This window comes from Geomicrobium sp. JCM 19055 (genome assembly GCF_000698185.1).
Classification (GTDB): Bacteria; Bacillota; Bacilli; order Bacillales; family Marinococcaceae; genus Geomicrobium_A; species Geomicrobium_A sediminis.
On record NZ_BAXL01000003.1, the window covers coordinates 104,653 to 122,486 of the forward strand.

Annotated in this window: 21 protein-coding genes and 2 pseudogenes; 10 read left to right on the forward strand and 13 right to left on the reverse strand. The window is 40.8% G+C overall.

From position 1 onward, the window contains the following. Positions 1-50: 50 nt before the first annotated feature. A complete protein-coding gene (locus JCM19055_RS04145) occupies positions 51-230 on the forward strand; it encodes a hypothetical protein (RefSeq protein ID WP_042358669.1) in 180 nt (59 codons plus the stop codon). Between the two features lie 636 nt (positions 231-866). Here JCM19055_RS04145 and JCM19055_RS04150 read toward each other — a convergent pair. Next, positions 867-2,135, reverse strand: coding sequence for an Nramp family divalent metal transporter (locus tag JCM19055_RS04150; protein ID WP_042358670.1), 1,269 nt, complete (start codon positions 2,133-2,135; stop codon positions 867-869). Positions 2,136-2,372: 237 nt separating this feature from the next. Between JCM19055_RS04150 and JCM19055_RS04155 the strand changes: the two genes are divergently transcribed. After that, positions 2,373-3,086, forward strand: coding sequence for a hypothetical protein (locus JCM19055_RS04155; protein ID WP_042358671.1), 714 nt, complete (start codon positions 2,373-2,375; stop codon positions 3,084-3,086). A gap of 65 nt (positions 3,087-3,151) precedes the next feature. On the opposite strand, the gene JCM19055_RS31220 is transcribed toward JCM19055_RS04155, so the two are convergent. The 5 genes from JCM19055_RS31220 to JCM19055_RS04175 form a co-directional block, all read right to left on the reverse strand. After that, a complete protein-coding gene (locus JCM19055_RS31220) occupies positions 3,152-3,532 on the reverse strand; it encodes a polysaccharide biosynthesis C-terminal domain-containing protein (RefSeq protein WP_370542981.1) in 381 nt (126 codons plus the stop codon). Continuing rightward, on the reverse strand, positions 3,495-4,445 hold the full coding sequence (locus JCM19055_RS04160; protein WP_370542997.1) for an oligosaccharide flippase family protein: 951 nt from the start codon (positions 4,443-4,445) through the stop codon (positions 3,495-3,497). The genes JCM19055_RS31220 and JCM19055_RS04160 overlap by 38 nt, the downstream gene beginning before the upstream one ends. 287 nt (positions 4,446-4,732) lie before the next feature. Beyond that, positions 4,733-5,143, reverse strand: coding sequence for a sigma factor (locus JCM19055_RS22670; RefSeq protein ID WP_052365899.1), 411 nt, complete (start codon positions 5,141-5,143; stop codon positions 4,733-4,735). 239 nt (positions 5,144-5,382) lie between these two features. Continuing rightward, positions 5,383-5,736 (reverse strand): AraC family transcriptional regulator, encoded by a 354-nt coding sequence (locus JCM19055_RS04170; RefSeq protein WP_265181786.1) that lies wholly within the window; start codon positions 5,734-5,736, stop codon positions 5,383-5,385. A 152-nt stretch (positions 5,737-5,888) separates the two neighbouring features. Further along, on the reverse strand, positions 5,889-6,491 hold the full coding sequence (locus JCM19055_RS04175) for a protein kinase (protein ID WP_042358674.1): 603 nt from the start codon (positions 6,489-6,491) through the stop codon (positions 5,889-5,891). A 214-nt stretch (positions 6,492-6,705) separates the two neighbouring features. Here JCM19055_RS04175 and JCM19055_RS04180 point away from each other — a divergent pair, with 214 nt between their 5' ends. Together JCM19055_RS04180 and JCM19055_RS04185 are read left to right on the forward strand one after the other, a co-directional pair. After that, a complete protein-coding gene (locus JCM19055_RS04180) occupies positions 6,706-7,776 on the forward strand; it encodes a Xaa-Pro peptidase family protein (RefSeq protein WP_052365900.1) in 1,071 nt (356 codons plus the stop codon). Positions 7,777-7,792: 16 nt separating this feature from the next. Beyond that, positions 7,793-9,370, forward strand: coding sequence for a glutathione ABC transporter substrate-binding protein (locus tag JCM19055_RS04185; protein WP_042358675.1), 1,578 nt, complete (start codon positions 7,793-7,795; stop codon positions 9,368-9,370). Between the two features lie 29 nt (positions 9,371-9,399). On the opposite strand, the gene JCM19055_RS04190 is transcribed toward JCM19055_RS04185, so the two are convergent. Further along, complete coding sequence (locus JCM19055_RS04190; protein WP_081833424.1) at positions 9,400-10,146, reverse strand: CdaR family transcriptional regulator; 747 nt, start codon at positions 10,144-10,146, stop codon at positions 9,400-9,402. Between the two features lie 13 nt (positions 10,147-10,159). Beyond that, positions 10,160-10,597: a sugar diacid recognition domain-containing protein gene (locus tag JCM19055_RS04195; RefSeq protein WP_042358677.1), complete on the reverse strand. Its 438-nt coding sequence runs from the start codon at positions 10,595-10,597 to the stop codon at positions 10,160-10,162. A 170-nt stretch (positions 10,598-10,767) separates the two neighbouring features. Here JCM19055_RS04195 and JCM19055_RS04200 point away from each other — a divergent pair. Beyond that, a pseudogene (locus JCM19055_RS04200) lies at positions 10,768-11,933 on the forward strand (NAD(P)/FAD-dependent oxidoreductase). A 193-nt stretch (positions 11,934-12,126) separates the two neighbouring features. Then, positions 12,127-13,380 carry a serine hydrolase gene (locus JCM19055_RS04205; protein WP_042358679.1) on the forward strand — a complete coding sequence of 418 codons (1,254 nt, stop codon included), beginning with the start codon at positions 12,127-12,129 and terminating at the stop codon, positions 13,378-13,380. A gap of 3 nt (positions 13,381-13,383) precedes the next feature. Here JCM19055_RS04205 and JCM19055_RS22675 read toward each other — a convergent pair whose 3' ends face one another. The 5 genes from JCM19055_RS22675 to JCM19055_RS28435 are packed head-to-tail and all read right to left on the reverse strand — an operon-like array spanning position 13,384 to position 15,287. Beyond that, entirely contained in the window at positions 13,384-13,749 is a 366-nt protein-coding gene (locus JCM19055_RS22675; RefSeq protein ID WP_052365901.1) for a hypothetical protein, read from the reverse strand. Then, complete coding sequence (locus JCM19055_RS22680) at positions 13,724-14,212, reverse strand: hypothetical protein (protein ID WP_152549748.1); 489 nt, start codon at positions 14,210-14,212, stop codon at positions 13,724-13,726. Before JCM19055_RS22680 ends, JCM19055_RS22675 begins: the two co-directional genes overlap by 26 nt. Continuing rightward, positions 14,175-14,495 (reverse strand): hypothetical protein, encoded by a 321-nt coding sequence (locus JCM19055_RS22685; RefSeq protein WP_052365903.1) that lies wholly within the window; start codon positions 14,493-14,495, stop codon positions 14,175-14,177. The genes JCM19055_RS22680 and JCM19055_RS22685 overlap by 38 nt, the downstream gene beginning before the upstream one ends. 26 nt (positions 14,496-14,521) lie before the next feature. Beyond that, positions 14,522-15,088, reverse strand: coding sequence for an aspartate/glutamate racemase family protein (locus tag JCM19055_RS04215; RefSeq protein WP_265181787.1), 567 nt, complete (start codon positions 15,086-15,088; stop codon positions 14,522-14,524). Next, entirely contained in the window at positions 15,069-15,287 is a 219-nt protein-coding gene (locus JCM19055_RS28435) for a hypothetical protein (RefSeq protein ID WP_265181788.1), read from the reverse strand. Before JCM19055_RS28435 ends, JCM19055_RS04215 begins: the two co-directional genes overlap by 20 nt. Before the next feature lie 224 nt (positions 15,288-15,511). Between JCM19055_RS28435 and JCM19055_RS04220 the strand changes: the two are divergent. The 4 genes and pseudogenes from JCM19055_RS04220 (at position 15,512) to JCM19055_RS04235 (ending at position 17,749) form a co-directional block, all read left to right on the forward strand. Continuing rightward, positions 15,512-15,835, forward strand: a pseudogene (locus tag JCM19055_RS04220) (PadR family transcriptional regulator). Further along, the gene (locus tag JCM19055_RS04225) at positions 15,828-16,487 is read left to right on the forward strand and encodes a permease prefix domain 1-containing protein (RefSeq protein WP_042358680.1); all 660 of its coding nucleotides are present in this window, start codon (positions 15,828-15,830) and stop codon (positions 16,485-16,487) included. The pseudogene JCM19055_RS04220 and the gene JCM19055_RS04225 overlap by 8 nt, the downstream one beginning before the upstream one ends. Then, positions 16,484-16,717: a hypothetical protein gene (locus tag JCM19055_RS04230; protein WP_042358682.1), complete on the forward strand. Its 234-nt coding sequence runs from the start codon at positions 16,484-16,486 to the stop codon at positions 16,715-16,717. Before JCM19055_RS04225 ends, JCM19055_RS04230 begins: the two co-directional genes overlap by 4 nt. 18 nt (positions 16,718-16,735) lie before the next feature. After that, complete coding sequence (locus tag JCM19055_RS04235; RefSeq protein ID WP_042358683.1) at positions 16,736-17,749, forward strand: hypothetical protein; 1,014 nt, start codon at positions 16,736-16,738, stop codon at positions 17,747-17,749. Positions 17,750-17,834: the final 85 nt, after the last annotated feature.

Genomic DNA, 17,834 nt, shown 5'->3' on the forward strand with positions numbered 1-17,834 from the left:
AATGGGTTATAAATCGTTGATTTCTAACTAGTAGAAAGGGGAGCTGTTTTATGCAAAGCGAAGTAGCGACAAAAGCACGCCGGTTATCCCCAACTCAAAGGAAACGTCGAAGAGAAGCCATACTTGCAAAATACAGAGACCCACAATCAATGGACTCTTCAGAAACAGTAGAACAACGAATTAGCCGTCTCCATTTGGGGAAAGAAATCGCGGACAAGTATATTAAATAAAAAAAGAGAGAAAGGGATGTTAAGATCCCTTTCTCTTTTCGTTTTTCTCTGGTTCGTAAACATAATGAGAATAGGGCTTGCCATTCTTCAAGTTATTTCCACGAACCAGTTTATTCGTTGAATTTTCTATTTTAAATTTGTCTAGTAGTCGTTTCTTCTTAGAACTCAAAACAATCTCCCCTCTCTTATCCGATAGCTTGGTCAAAATCAAAGGGAAGTAAACATGAGGCCTTTAGCTTTGAAATTGACAAAGGTTGAACGGTTAGAGGGTGCAAGAGAGTATAAAAATGGATGGCATATTTACATTTTTTAGGACAGGAGAACGACATTCGAAATCATACACATGAAAAGCGAGTCTGCTAGTATAGTCACCACAGACTCGCTTGCTCGTCATTCATTCAAAACTTTTTCTAACAATGTAAATTTGGTATAATCGATAAATTTTGGCACGTCATGTTCGGTAATCACAACTGCTCCTTAGAAGAGAGAGCGTCTAGCAGTAAGAATAATTGTTCTGGCGGTTAGTACCAATGAGGCTCGAATAAGTGAGCGCATCCATGGTAAGGATGAGGTCATCCACTGTATAAAATCTCAAATAGAATATCTATATACAATAAGTTATTTAATACCCTAACGTCACATAGCTACGGCTAGAAGAAATCCACAAACACCTGAACCGCAAGGATGGTTACGAGTCCGATGATTAGGACATTGATGATGTTGCTTGTTGCTGTGTTTTTGAATTGTCCCATGCGATCTTTCTTGTTCGTTAAGATAAACAACACGACGGTGAGGATCGGTAATAATAAACCGTTTATCGCTTGGCAGATATAATGAGTTCAATTGGTGAACCGCCGAACAGCCAAACGAGGGCAATCGGATCATGCCGGTCACGATGAGGATAATGCGATTTACTTTTGCACTTGGATCTTCGGATCGCTTGAAGGCATGCCCAAACAACATCGGTTGCACCGTTAAGTTAAAGAGTCCAGATGAGAATCCTGCGGTCCATAAACCGACCGCAAAGAAGATGGTTGCAAAAGAGCCGAGAATTGGCGTAAGTTGAACGGCCATATCGCCTGCACTTGCGATTGTTTGACCAGACCCATAAAATGCTGTTGCTGAAGAAAGTAAAATCGCAATTGAAATAAGTGCGAGTAACGTAAAGTTGATCTTTAAATCGTTAAAGGAAAGCTTACGAACCTGTTCTTTAGAATACGCTGAATCTCGATACTTATTCTTCGTAAAGCCAGATAGTGCCACTAGCGTATTCGGCACGAGAATTGTTGCCACTAAGGCAAGAATGATCAAGATGTTGCCTTGTGGAATGGAGAACGTGAACCCTTGGCTAACTGTACTACCGGCACCGGGTAAAGCAACAAGCGCAGTAAGACAAAATGTAAGTACAAGCATGACCATGACGATTCGGTTTATGTTCTCAAGCACTTTGTACACGCCAAACCAAGCGATACTCATGGCCATTACAGATAACAGCGAAACCCAGGCGAGCATCGGAATAGAAGGAAACAGCAGGTTCATAGCCATAGAAGCTCCGATAAAATTACCAGCTTGGAATGCCAGTGCCCCGAGCCATAATCCGAAGAAGATTGCTTTTGACCAGAAAACACTCACTTCGTCACGTATGCCTTCAAGTACACTAGTCCCAGTGGCGACCGTCCAATTGATGACAGGACGTTGAATGAAATACCCGACAAGACAAGCAAGAACAAGAATCCAAGCGACTTGAAAGCCAAGCTCTGCCCCAGCAACAGATACGGTTGTCACGGTTCCTGGGCCGATAATGCATGCAGCGACAATTGCGCCAGGTCCCCAAGACTTCCACCATGGTAGTGTTGCAGTTTGTACAGGCTTTGCAGTAACCGTTTCTCTCATCACATTAGACATAGCGACACACTCCCTTTTTGTATTGGGTGATTGTATCAGGGAATTGGCAATCGGTTGGGATTTTTGTAAGGTTTTCTACAGGAATGTTTTTATCTTGAATTCATGCAAAATAAGTAAAGGTTTGCTAAAATGATGGAAAATAAAAAAATATTTAGATCAAAACTACTGAAAGGCTAAAACGTAAGTAAAGAACAAGCAGTAAAAAGCTGAGTGATCAATTATTTTGAGGAGGGACGGATGCAACCTTATACGTTAACGGCGAGTAAAATAACCGATGAGATGAAGGGAAAACCTTACCAAGTCAAAATCTCAATTACCTTTCATGATGATCAATTTTATGAGAAGATGTTTGAATTCTCACAGAAGAAACCACGATTATTTGTCGTACCTCGTGAGCGTTTTCAACAGGCAATTGGAACGAATAAAGAACGTAAATATGCATTTGATGCGGTCTATCAAAAAGCGAAGTTTAAGTACACGGATCAGACGTTATTGGATTTCTTTACAGAAGGGGAATGGCTCTATTCATTTGATGAACTCCAAATGCAAGAGGAGTTTTTGGAAGAGGGGATTAACGAGTTAGACAGATTCTTGCTAAAGGCTAATTCTTTAGTAGAAGGGAAACGATCCATCGATAACGAGAAACAGAGTCGTACGCCTGCGGATCGCCGGTGGCGACGGCTGAGATGGTTCGTGTATATCGGTGGTTTTGGAGGAATGTTAGCAGTAGCTTATATCCTAGACTCTCGCCCAGATCTTGCGAGCTATATTCATCAGAATCATTTATGGTTTCCGATACTCTTACTCATCTTGCTTTCAACAATGCTGGTCTTAATTCCATTAATGGAAATTCGAATTAGCCGGGGATCACTGGATAAGAAAACGGTTGTCACAACGACCGGGGTTATTCTGGGGCTTCTTACGTTTTTCAGCCTTGCTAATTTTTTATAAGTCAAAGCTCTACTCATAGTTACAAATCAAACCCATCGACCACCTGATTCAGTGGTCGATGTTTTTCATCGGTTGTTCATCCTAGATTCCACCTTCACGAAGGCAGCGCTTCTTGGCGTCCCATCATAACGTTTAATCCGAGTTTTTTTACAAATCGTTACATAGTGAAGCAGTGTGAGCAGTACGGCACCCATGTTCATTCCGAGGATAATTCCGTCCATTTGCAAGCTTTGCATGGACCCGAGGACGATCATTAAGACAAAGGAAATGCTCGTTGAATATAAGGAGTGAATGAACGCGTCTTTCACTAAGCCAATACCGATCAGATAAGCTTGGAGCGGTGTGGCAAAGTATTGGAAGATAAAGTAAGGAACGAGTATTTGCAAATAAATGTGAGCCGACGATGCTTCAAAAAAACAAGTTCGTAATCGGTTCTGCGAATGCATAAAACATGAGAACGACAGGTGCACCGTAAAAGACGGTTACGATCATCGATAGTTTCAAATAGTGGTGCAGTGTCGCAAAGTCTTTTCGTTCATATGCGTCAGCAACGATCGGAATCAGCACGATTAGTAACGCATGGGCAATAAAAGCTGGAAAGAAGCCGACGGTGAATGCAATCCCTGCTAACTTGCCGTACTCGACAACGGCGATGCTTTCAATCATGCCTGCATTTCCGAGTGCCCAAGTAATCAGGAACGGCTTAATGGCAAATGAAGCGGAATGAAAGATTCTAAGACCGGTCGTTGGAATGGAAACGGCAAGCAACTTTTGTCGCACTTCTTTTCCAGTGAGAGTCGTCTGCTTCACGGATTTGATCTTTTTAATATTAAAAATGAATACGACCATTAAGTAACCTAAAACGAGTAATTCACTTAGTTTTAAAGCAAGTAATGCCATAAAAATCGCAACGTCGCTGTCAAAAGAAAACAATTGGAAGACGATTAGGAGACCAACGAGTTGCAGTGAGCGCTTCATCAGATTGGCGATTGCAATCTTTGTTGTCTTCTGGGCACCGATTAAATAGCCCTTTACAACCGCAGAGAACGTAATGATTGGAATAAGAAGAAGAAGCATCCATTGAATCCCTACGTGGTACGTATGAAAGACAGGGAGTAAAGGTAAAATCCATGATGCGATGAACATCATGACAACAGCCCAAAGCGATGCCAACTTCAGTGCGTGTTTAAGGACGCTCCAGTGATACGTTGGTTCTTTCTCAGCAATGAGCTTTGAGATCGATACGGGCAATTCAATATTTGAAAGTACGACAACGAAAAGAATTGTCGGCAGAATGGCCATATACATTCCAAATGCCTCATCACCAAGTTCACGAGCCAGTACAACATTGATAAACAGTTCTAGGCACTCACCAACAAATGCAGCGAGTGAAAGTACGAGTAAGCCACGAAAAAAAACGTATTCACCGAAACACCTTCCTTCTCCTACTTATACGTATGAGACAAGGTGTGGAAATATGGGTGAAAATGATCGACAGATTTACTAATGAAATCACTTCATACGAAAGAGTCCCTTTGAAATGCAAAGGGACTCTTTTGTCATTTTAGTACGTTTTGAAGTCGTGCAATTGCCCGCTTCCGCCAGTCTTTCACTGCGGAAACAGACACCCTGTATTTTTTTTGCAATCATGCGAGGAGGCAGATCGTTGACGCAATGTTCATACGCCCATATGCGTTCTTTGTCGCTGAGAAGCGAGAGGTAATGCCCAAAATCATCCTCTGTGTATCTGTCTGTTGCGTGGCCACGCTCTTCATATGTTTCTTGGAAGTCGGTAGGCATGTTATGGCCTGATAGGTGTACTCACTTTTGAAGTACGTCAACAGTTCATAACTTACGCAAAGCTTAGCGTACGCCGGGAATGGTCCTTTCTCTGGATTGTGTGTTTCATATGCTTTCCACAACGCCATGTAACCTGCCTGCATTAGATCTTCATGGAAACCTCGGATCTGTGTGCGTTTAACAGAAGCTTTAATTAATGGGTTGTACTGATGATAGATTTCCTCGAAGTTGAATTGTTGACGGATCGACTTTGTCACTGAAAATTCCTTCCAGTGGCGGATCCGCCGCAATTGTATTCCCTCGGGTTAAGACTATAATACTATAGTTTAATGACTAAAGTATATATTATACTGAATTTTAAGATAAATAATTTTGGAATAACTTCGAGACTAATGAAATAAATCAAGTCATTTTTCCGTTCAATAAAAACCCTCATGTACAAATAAAAGCAAAATCGGTATGTAATGTACAACCGTCCATCGAAATGATGGACGGTTTAAGTGTGTGTATTCTCAATCTTAAGTAACGGGGATGCAGCATGTGATTGGATTGTTCGTTTATATTGTTTAGGAGAGGTTCCGACTACTTTCTTGAACACTTTAGAGAAATAGCTCTGGTCGTAAAATCCTAACCGATAATAAATTTCAGTGATTGTTAAATCTGTTTGCGTCATGAGAGCACAAGCTTCGAAAATCTTTTGGTTTTGTACATAAGAACTTAATGTGATTCCAACTTCTTTCTTAAACAACGTTGATAGGTATGTGGCGTTCATGCTTAAACTCATCGCAATATCTGCCAGTGTGATTTTAGTATAAATGTTCTGAGATACGAAATGTATGGCTAATCGCACAGGCTTTGAGTAGATGTCAGCTTTCTCTTGTTCTTCATATTGATCTGAAAATAGCTTCCGTAACGTTGGAATAATTTCCTCTGCAATACCACCTACCTTGGTCGTACGAACGGCTAATACGATATAAGCCCCAATAATCCCACTATGTTCATCTAATGAATCTTGATTGATTTCAAAAAAAATAGATCACGTTTGCCTGTAATTGAAACCTGTTCGGCCTCATCAATTGTATACAACTCAAAATGGATAAGCTCTTTTACTTTAAGTAATTGCATACTCGTATTAATCCTTGTCATAAAGCTCGCATGGTCAAACATCTCAAAGGTCGGCGTTTTTTCTTCATCGGAGAGCCTTCCCATAAAGATTGAGTAGTAAAGTAAGATTCCGATGTTTTTAAGCTCTTGTGGGGTCAAGGTACTCCATTGATTTTGAGAAGCAATCGAAGGAGAGCTAGGATACAAAAACGGTCCGATTAGGATGGAACGTGTTTTCCCACCATTTGTGAAATGTACGACAATGTAACTTTGTTGAGTTGAATCAGTAACAAGGAGTAAAGTATTTTGGCCCTCTAGTTGATTCATCCATTTTACGTTTTGACGTAGTTTTGTCGTCCATTCATTAGAGTAATCACCTTCTGTTTGTTTAGGTAAAGAGAAGACCTTGGCATCGGTATAGATTGAAACATTAACTTGAAAAATTTGCTGAACAATTTTACCGATTTCCTTCAAGTTATGAAGATGAAAGGAAGAGATCATGGGCCACCTCCAGGTAAATTATTCTGATTATTTATACAAAAAATAATACCTAAACTAAAAATCTAATACAAGAACTAATTGTCATCGTTGCCTATACTGTGATTAATCGTTTGTACTGAAAATTAATTTGGAGGGATTTCAATGAGTGAACGCTATCAAGACAGGTTGGAATCGTTACGCATATGGATGAGTGAAAAGGATGTGACAACGTCTGTTGTTTTTTTTACCTGACCATCAATTTTACTTAACTAATTTTAAAGCGCTTACGTATTCTCGTCCAATTGTTTTATTAATTGATAAAGAGAAAACAGCGCTAGTTGTACCTGGTTTGGAAGAAGTACACGCCAATCACGTATCCACAATCGATCAAGTGGCTGTCTATTATGAGACCGATCAACATCAAAAAGAAGCAACATCGCTTTATACAAGACTACAAGAAGTACTGAAAGATTTTGATTGTAAAAAAATAGCCATTGATGAACAGAATGCTCCTATTATGTTTTTGCGCCATTTTGTGTCAGAAGAATCAGAAACAGTTGACTTAAGTGCAAAGCTGGTTGAAATGCGATACATCAAATCAACGGAAGAGATTGAAGAGATTAATAAAACAGGGGTTTGGATTAACGAAGCTGTTAATAAGTCGTATGAAGCTTGTGCAATTGGTGTCACCGAGCTTGAAGTCGATGGTGCTGGAAATACGTATTTATTTGAGAACTTACCAACGTATTTTCCAGATGCAACGATTGCAGCCCATGGTATGTCGCCGGCAGGTCCCGTTCGGAGTGTGATGCCTCATGTCTTCTCATCATCAAAAAGAATAGAGAAAGGCGATGTACTCATTCATACGAGACAATTAGCAATTAATGGGTATCGAAGTGAGCTAGAACGAACATTTATCATTGGAGAACCAACAAGTGAACAAGCAGACGCATTTAACGCCATGCTAGATGCACAAACGGCAGCTATTCAACTATTAAAACCAGGTATCAAAGCATCAGAAGTCGATCAAGTGGCTACGACACTCTTAAAAGAGCGGGGGTACGGTGAGGCAATCGTTCATCGTACAGGTCATGGTATTGGAATTAGTCCTCATGAAGAACCGTACTTACGATTTGATAATGATCTCGTATTACAAGAAGGGATGGTATTTACAATTGAACCTGGTATTTATATTAAAGGGTTAGGTGGATTTAGACATTCAGATACGGTCGTTATTACAGAACAAGGGTTTGATTGGATCACAGATTATCCAAGAGACTTAGAATCTATGACAGTAAAATTATAAACTGGAGGAGATCTTGGTGAAGTTGTCGAGTAAAGCACTTGTGCCAGTATTGGTGATTGCAATGATGATAGGATGTTCTGATGATCCAAGTTCTTCTACAGAAGGAGATACAAATGCGACTGCATCTTCAACAGGTGGTGATTTGAGATTTGCGATTGCAACAGATGCTGTCATTCTCGATCCACATCGTTTCAATGATGTTGCAACTTCTCTCGTACTTTCAAACACATATGAGTCACTTGTTATGCACGATGATGATATGGAAATTGTGCCAAGATTAGCAGAGTCTTTTGAGCAGATCGATGAGCTGACATTAGAAATGGTTCTTCGCAATGATGTGACATTCCATGATGGTAGTTCATTTGATGCTTATACAGTTGAAGCGAATATTGAGCGTATTCAAGACCCAGACATTGCGTCACCGAGGGCATTTATGTATGATGCAATTTCGGAAGTAAACGTTATTGAAGACGATACAATTCATATTAAAACGAACGAGCCTTACGCACCACTTTTAGCAAACCTTACTAGTTTAAGTATGATTAGTTCTGATGCTATTGAGAAGCATGAAAATGGCGAACTAGATTTATCAGTAGAAATTGCCGGAACAGGTCCATTTTCCTTATTAAATTGGGAACAAGGAAATGAAGTTCGCTATGAAGCGTACGAAGAGTATTGGGGAAGTGTGGCGAACATCGATACGCTAACATTTCAAGTTGTTCCAGAAGAGGGGACTCGACTTGCAATGCTTGAGAACGAAGAAGCTCATGTTGTCGATAATATCGAACCAACGAATATGAGTCGGGTAGAGGCGATGCCAAATGCTGAAGTAAGTGTTAGTAACGGCCTTCGAACAGAATATATCGGGTTTAATGTCCAAAAGGAACCATTTAATGATCCGTTAGTCAGAAAAGCACTTGCTCATGCAATTGATGCGAACACAATTACTGAAGGAATCTATGAGGGGTACGGGGTGCGAGCGACTGCACCGATTAGTGAGCATGTGTTTGGTTACTCAAATCAATTAACGAATTATCCTTATGACGTTGATCTTGCAAAACAATTATTAGAAGAAGCTGGTTTTCCAGATGGTTTTGAGACGACCATATTGACGAATGATGCTCATCCAATGAGAATTCAAATCGCAGAAGTTATTCAGAGTCAACTTGAAGACGTAGGTGTTCGTGCGCAAATTCATTCAATGGAGTGGGGCGCGTATTTAGATGCAACAGCGAATGGTGAACAAGAGATTTACATGTTAGGCTGGACTACATCAAATGCAGACGCTGATTTCGGGTTATTCCCCATGTATCATTCGGATAGCTTTGGTTATACAGGAAATCGCTCTTTTTATAGTAATGATGAAGTTGATGCTTTGCTCGAAGAAGCGAAAGTTGAAATGGATGAAGAAAAACGACTTGAACTTTATGAAGAAGCTATGGAGATTATCATGATTGAAGCTCCGAAAGTGTTTACTGTGCAAGAACAATTACGTATCGGTGTATCTGACAAAGTAAATCATTTTTCTCTGCAACATCCAAGCGGTCGCTTACTTTTTAATGAAGTAACTATTTCGTCAGAAGCAACCTATTAATATCAAAACAAGAGTAGCCACTAGTAGGGCTACTCTTGTTTGACGTTCTCTTTGCCTTCTTGAAAAAGCACAGGGTTACTTTTCGCTCGCAGTGCAACATAAAGCAAGATGCAATCTTCAAATTGATCGAGATCTAGTCCTGTGATGTCTTTGATTTTCTGCAAACGATAGACGAGGGAGTTACGGTGAAGATAGAGCGCTCTTGCGGTTTTGCTTAAATTCATGTTGTGATGACAATACGAAAGAAATGTCGCTGATAGCGTGTTGAACTTCGGGTCATCAAAAAGGTTCGATAAGTTATCGTGCAGGCGTTTCTCTAAGTAAGGATGTAGTTGTTCGATTAGTAAAGGAAGTGCGATCGCCCAGTCTGCATAATGATAGATGTTATGCAATTCATTCGCATATTTTCCTGCGGTCAAGGTTCTTTCTGCACTTTCAAAGGATTCTTGAATGCCCGAGATGCTTTGCCCAAGGGGACCGATCGAAATCTGACAAGTGATTTGGTATTGCTCAAGCAGATGTTCTTGGAACCGATGAATCTGATAGTGAAACGATTTGTTTTTATACACATCATCAAGGTGTGTTGTTTTTAATAAAAGCCAACGATCGAGCGTTAGCAGTGTAAGTAAGTCTTGGTCATCATCAAGAACGTGTGCATACAGGTATTCTTGCATCACGTGGTGGTCATGCGTCCACATTGTAGGGTTCGCTTGAGATGACGGCTGAAACTCAATGAGAATGCAACATCTTCTCCGGCTAAGATCGAAGCCAATCATAGTTGCATAATGTTCAATTCGATCTGCATTTGTTGAAGGGGTATGGAGTAAGTGGTGGATCAGTGTGTCGTGCTTTTTTTGCTTCAAGGATCGCGCTTTCTTGATAAAATGACTCGTAACAAAGCATTTCTACATGGCTTTTTACGAGTTTCGTATAGTTGTTCACGTCTTCAGGATTGCCGACAATACCGAGAACACCGATTGCTCGTTCGTTAAAGTAAATCGGTGCGGCAACGCCAGGCAACACATTGACGAGTGACTTTGCGTACGCTTCATCGTAATGAACGATTTGGTCTTTCTTTAACACATCAATCGATGCACAGTGAATGGTGCCGAGCCGTTTAGAGTCTGTGCATCCGACAATGATTCCGTGTTCATCGGTTATGCTCATCGGATAATCGAGAATATCGGTCGTTTGATCAACAATTCGTTGTGCAATTCTCTCTAGCAAACCGAACACCTGCCTTTAAAGTAATAGTATTCGTCAAATGTTGACAGGTTCCTTCGTGAAAGTGACGAATAATCCAGGTGTTTCAATTGAGATTTTTGTGGAGAGTAGCTATAGAAGTGTCGTGATCGGTTTTGTACAGTTAGAAGAAACGAAAGAAAGTAGGCGGGGCGATGAATTCGAAACATGCGGATCTATTAATCGTTGGTGGCGGTGTGATCGGATCAAGCATTGCTTATCATTTACTTAACGCGGGCTACGAAGGAAAAGTAATCGTATTTGAAAAAGACCGAAAGTATGAATATTCATCGACGCCACGAAGTGCTGGTGCATTCGCCAATTGTTTACGACGAAAGTAAATATTGAACTGAGTCAATATAGCTTACATGTTTATAAAAATTTTCACGAAACGATGAAATTTGATGGCTTTGATCCGGAGATTGACTTGAAACAACGAGGGTATTTATTTTTAGGAACCGATGAGATGATGAGCAAGTTCGAAGAGCATCTCAAATTGCAACACCAACTCGGTGTGAACTCTGAAATTCTTGATAAAGCGGGATTGTTAAACCGAATTCCTGAGCTGAATGTCGAGGACATTGCAGGAGGAATCTATTGTAGTGAGAGCGGTTATTTGGATCCATATTCCGTCATGCAAGGTTACATTAAAAATGCAAAACGTCTCGGGGCCGAATACGTATATGATGAAGTTGCAGATCTCGTGCTCGATGAAGTTTTCCAAAATGGCGTAAAGATGACGAATGGGGATACGTACTATGCACCGATCGTAATCAATAGTGCAGGTGCTTGGGCGTCACAGTTGAGTCAACAAGCGGGGTATCCGTTACCTGTTGTTTCACTACCGCGTCGCGTCTTCCAGTTTGATACCGAAGTGCCACTACAAAACCCATTACCGCTCACAATGGATCCTACAGGCGTTTATTTCAGACACGAAGCGAGCACTTTATTAGTGGATACGCCGAAGATTATGTACCAAGTATGGATTTTAGTTGGAAGCGACAAGATTTCATCGAAAACATCTGGCCAATTATCGGACACCGTGTCGGCCCGTTTGAACAGCTGAAGCTTCAGAGTGGATGGACGGGATTGTATGACCACAACACAGAAGATCATAATGCCATTATCGGTGAACACCCCGAGGCAAAAGTACTACGTTGCCTTTGGGTTTAGTGGACACGGCATGCAACAAGCTCCAGCAGTCGGAAGAGGCTTGTCGGAATTGATTATGAAAGGGAAGTACGACACCCTCGACTTGAGTCCGTTACGAGTTGAGCGATTTAAAGAGAATGCATTAGTGATTGAAGACGCGATTTACTAACGTTTGATTGTATTACGAATGACGTCGGGCCGCCTAGCGTTGAGCCGCTCGACGTCATTTTTTGTTGGAAGAGATTTAACTGAGGTTAACCTGATTTAACTAAGCTAGCTATATTAAGCAAAAATGTACAAAGACAGTATCTATGGTATACTCAATTACTGTTTTTAGAAATAACATAAGGAAGGAAACAATCATGCCAACGATAACAATATTCGCATTTTTCATATTCATCATTCTTAGTCTAATTCCGTTGCGCAAAGAGAAAAATCGGAACACGTGGGGGTATATTAGCGCGTTTGGATCAACGATTGTAGCCATCGTTATATTTTTAGCAGTTTTATTATTAAATGTTAATTTACTATTAGGTATAGGAATCATGGTTGTCATGTCTATCCTTTTGGATCGGAATACGTATACGAAAGCAGGCATCATTACGTTAGGTGTTCTTGCCATGATCATTGGTGGTTTAGCTTATTACGTACTTAGAGAAGACGTAGACTTTGTCGTGAATTACTTAAAAACAGATCCTACTACTTCTTTTTATTATGCAGTGAATGATGAAGTTGTTGTGAGTCGAAATGAAGACATGAATATTCCTTTAGCGAGTACAGCCAAAATGACCATTGCTGGTGTTTTCGCTGAAGAAGTGGTTTCGGGGAACATCGATCCAGATGAACAAATCGAGATTGTCGATCTTGAGAAATTCTACTTTCCTGATACGGATGGTGGTGCACACCCTGCATGGTTGGAAGATGTAGGTGAAGACACCGTTTCGTTAGAAGAAGTTGTTCGAGGGATGATTTCATTTAGTTCAAATGCAAATACGGATTACCTTCTAGAGCGATTAGGCATAGATCATGTGAATGAACGGATTGCCGAATGGGGCTTGGGAAATCATGACAATCTAATTCCTTTTGTCAGTGGATTAATCGTTATTCAAGAATATGACGGGGAACTGGAAGACTTGTCATTTGAAGACTATGAACAACAGGTAGTAGAAACACATCAGTTGATTGTGAATGAGCAATTGGATGCAAGTGAAATGAGTCTTACTGCAGGACTAGGAGACCAACGGTTTTGGTCAGACTGGTTGCCTTCTTCTACGACAGCTGAATACAGTCGATGGCTAAATCAGGTGCAAACTGGGGAGTGGGCGGATGAGGAAACCTCCAACTATTTCATGTCGATTTTATCTGATATGTACGACGCACCAGAAGGTTATACGAAGATGGGTGGGAAAGGTGGTTCAACGGCATTTGTGCTAAATGAACCAAGGTTCTTGACTACAGTCGACGGTGATTTCGTGCAGTGGGCAATGTTCACCGATAACTTAAACGCGTGGGAAAGGTTTAAATTAAACCGGAATTACTTTACATTCGTACAGCAATTTCTAGAAAACCGAGAGTACAGAGAAGAAGTGATTGAGGAATTACAGTCGGCTGAATAAAAACTAAGGTCCTCCAAAAGTTTTGGAGGACCTTGTTCTATACATCAAGCTTTTGAGCTGGAAGGTCGGTTGCTTCTTTCTAGAAATCGCCTTAATCGTAATGGCGCCCATCAGAATAAAACCGATTAACCCTGTGATTGGATAGAGAATGTTCACGAGATCTGTGAAGCCGACAAAGCTTGCTCCGAAGGCAAGAAAGCCGAACAATGTTCCGTACAATTTGAACTTCATTGTGCCAGGACGCATCATTCGACTCGTAAATGAATAGAGCATCCCTACGGCAGTATTAAAGATCATCCCGAAGATTAAGACGACAAAGATTAAAGCGGTCAGCGGCATAAAGTCAGATGCGATGATTAACGTCGGCATCGCCACATTTGCGGCTAAGTGGAAGTTCGAGAAGATCGAAATGTGAATCATTAATGTTAGTAAGCCGAGTGTTAAACCCCCGACCATCCCTCCGATGAACAGTGCTTTTTTTGTTTTTCGTAGAACCTCCCATAACTGAAAGCATCGGAAAGCTAGCCGCAACACAGTTTGAGACGAACAAGCAAGCGCCAAGCAACCAATGAAACGTCGCTGCAGATTCTGGTTGTTGAAGTTGCATAAATTGTTCAAATGAATACTCCGTCGTAACCGCAGAGTATCCGGACATGGCAACGAGCAAAATGAACATAATTGGTGTAAAGACTCCGAGTACGTATAGAATGCCTTTGAAATTTAGAAACAGCGTTGCGATTGTAAGTACCGTAATGACTAAACTACCTAAATAAACAGGCAATCCAAATTGTTGATCAAATAGGGAACCGCCACCTGCAATCATGATGACCAAGATTCCAAATAAGAAAAAAAGTCAGAAATAAATCAACAAACACAGCTAAGTACTTTCCACATAAATATTGCAGCACGCGGTAGTGAGATTTCGCGTTAATCTCGCTTCCAATTCGAATCACACTCGTTAGTAGGAACATAAAAAGTCCTGTGGCAATCAGAGCACCAATTCCTCCAACCCATCCGAAAAACGTAAAAAACTGCATGATTTCTTGTCCTGATGCAATTCCAGCTCCAACAACAACCCCAACGACCGCGAATGCAAACGTTAGTCCATCTTTCATGTAAGCCCCTCCTTTGTTGAAATGTCTTACATAAATCCGTAATAAGGTTTTTGCGTGGTCGCATAGTGCATCCAATGAATAAGCGTAATAAAGTCATACACAGGTCGAGATGTTGCTTGTTGAATTGCGTGAGCATACGGTGGCAAATCGCTACACTCAAGTAGAATGACAGCAACGTCATCGTCAACGAGAGACTGGGCTGCTGTTACAGCTTCTTGTTCAAGAGCGGCGTGGTCAAATGTTCCACGATCCTCGATAATGCATGAAAATTCTGTTAAATTACTTAAGTCTTGGATGCGGACTGAGGACGGATCATGGATGCCGCAATTCTCTAGAAGCTCTGGTGAAATTCCTTTTTCGTAAGCGGTGAGTATGCCGACCTTTTTATTAGGTTTTAACCCTGCAAGAAGCCAAGGAACTTGCATGAGGCTAGATAAGTAAACCGGAATGTCGACCGCTGCCGCAACCTCCTTTTGGAACCGTCCAAAAAAACCACAAGCGGATGTGATGGCCCTCGCTCCTTCTTTTTCCAATTCCTTTGCGGTGTTCACAACGGTTTCGAGTAAACCGTCATCACCGTTTAGTAGTTTCATCGTCGTGCAATTCGGGACTTTTTTTTAGCATGACTGGAAATGGGTACGTGCTTAAGTTCGAAACATTTCCTGGAACGGTTGGGTACCAGCAATCATCCAAATATAAAATACCGACTGAAAAACCCGTCACATATTGTCCGCGTAGCTGCGTCACTGATGTTGACTGTGGTTGTACATAGCCGTATGTACGGTTTTGCATTGGTGTCCCTCCTTTTTTTAACAAAATCTAGATACTACTACGCTACCGGACTATTTGTTTGCACTCTACAGCAGACATGACCAATTTTTTTTCGTGAGATGTTGCTGAGCTTTTGTGCAAAAGTTCTAAAGGATTGGTTAAACGACTATCAAATCACTGTTGAAATTCATACCTTGCTATGTCTATACTTTGTAATACGAGGTATGAAGAAAAGAGGTTATTCAATGGATAAAGAAATGATGAAAGGCAATATTGATTTGATTTTACTCTCACTCATCGCGAAAGAAGACTTATATGGTTACGAAATGACAAAAAAAGTTGCGCTCAATTAGTGATGAGTCATACCAAATGAGTGAAGGCACACTTTACCCATCGTTGAAACGAATGGAGAAGAAGGTTGGATTGAATCGTATTGGGACGATCGTAGCGGGAAGCGCCGAAAATATTACCATGTGACAGATGATGGTGTACGAGAGCTTAAGAAAAAGCGTGCCGATTGGGGCGTATTAAATGATCTCGTCCAACGGACGAGTGAGTCTCATGAGTAGTTTTCCGAGTTTTGTCGCGCGGATCGTCCAGCAAACGGACGGGAGTCGCGCTGAACATGAGGATTTGTATGAAGAGTTGCTCACTCATCTTGAAGATCTGAAAGAAGATAAAATGAGCAATGGCAAATCTGAAAAGGAAGCAGAGGAGGAAGCTATGACTGAGTTTGGCAAAGAGTCGGTTTTAGGAGATCAAATTCAACAAGCGAAATTCCCTTTTCGAAGAGAGATGTTTCTTGGATTTGTGTTTGGATCGTTTTTATGGATGTGTGCACTGTTTGTCCATATCGTTGTATCTGAACAAATGGCAGTCTATTCATTATTTACGATCTTTATCGGTCAAATCGCAGTGCTCGTTTTATCATTAAACCAGCGATTTGTGCTTAGACGTAAACTGTGGATGAACATGGCATTGTTGGTGCATTTAGTGCTGTTTATTTTGTTTGGTCTAACAGGCCTTTATACGCAAGCAACGTCATTTCATGTGTTGTTTTATGTCTTGATTTTATTGAATATTGTACTCATTTATCTGACGACGCTATCGTACAACGAGTCATCGAAAGAAGTTAAGACTAGGCGTTATTTTCATAGTGTGCAATTAACGACAGGTTTTATCATTGCTGCGATTAATGTAACGATGAGTTCGGTGCGATGATTTTTGTTGGCCTGAACATTATTGTGCTCAATTATGCTTTACCGATCGTCGTATGGGCACTAAGTTACGTGTTGCAAGCAAAACTTCTACAACGAACGAAGCGAGCGATGATTATCAGTACCGTTATTACGCTGTTCGTCTTTTTGTTTGGGACATTGCCGATTGCCAGTCTTTGGTTTGAGATTGTGCCAATGGAAATTGTACGGTTTTTCTGGCCGTTTAGACCATAGAGGAAGGAGAGTCCAAGGATGAAGTTCAACAATATACTCCTGTTACTCGGCGTGATGACCGGTATTGTCTTATCATTAGCGATCGTTGGTTACATTCAAACGAACGAAGATGATGGTCCGCGGTTTACAGGGGAGTTTGACGTACAAGGTGATCAATTGTTATATGCGTTGGAGCATGAGGGGCAGGAAACAGTGTTTGTCGATGAGGAAAAAATCTATGAAGCTGATTCTGGCTATCAATTCTTTGATCTTGTCTTTGCACGGGACGAAGTATTGTTTATTCATACAACAGGCTATGATGATCAACCAGCAGGAGAAGGAGAAAATCAACTTCGAACGAGCGAAATTATCAATGATGCAGGAGACATCATTGTTGAGGCAAGGGGAGTACTCAATCAGCTTGTCTATGATGAAACGAATGATGAGCTGTATGCGGGTGGAATCCATATTTCACAAGGTGTTGAACCTAAACAAGGCTTTGAACCGTTAGATGAGGGTTTTTTTAAAGTTGAAGAAGACGGTTCATTGACTCGAATCTTTGATCGAGCGATGACGGTTCATCAAGTGCTAGATGAAGGACAATTTGTTGTAACGATGTATGATGATTATGAACTAGAAGAACGAACTGCAGATTCAATTTTCGAGTCTGTTTCACGTTCGTACCTGTTTGATCCGAATACAAAAGAGGTTGAATTATTGTCAGATGAAGAAACAGAAGTCGACGTTAGTCAATCAGTGATTTATGAAGATGAACTGCTCTACCAGACCATTATGAACCCGAATAGCAATGAGAACTATGATTATGATCTCGTTTATAAAGATGAACGGTTGAACGTCGGTTCAGCTGTTGGGAACATTCTCTTGCAAGATGATCAGTTATATTATACAAAACGTGATCAAAGTGGTTATCAAAAAAAAGCCAACAGTTACACTTCATACGTACGACCTTTTACAAGGAATGGAAGAAGAGGTGACATTAGTCACGGATTAGCGAGTGATCACTTTAGTTTGTCAGGAAATTTAACAGAATAAAGTGTGATTTTGACAAAAAAAGCGAAGGAATCTACACAATCTGCATGGAATATAGCAATAGTGAATGATCAAAACAAAACGCTCC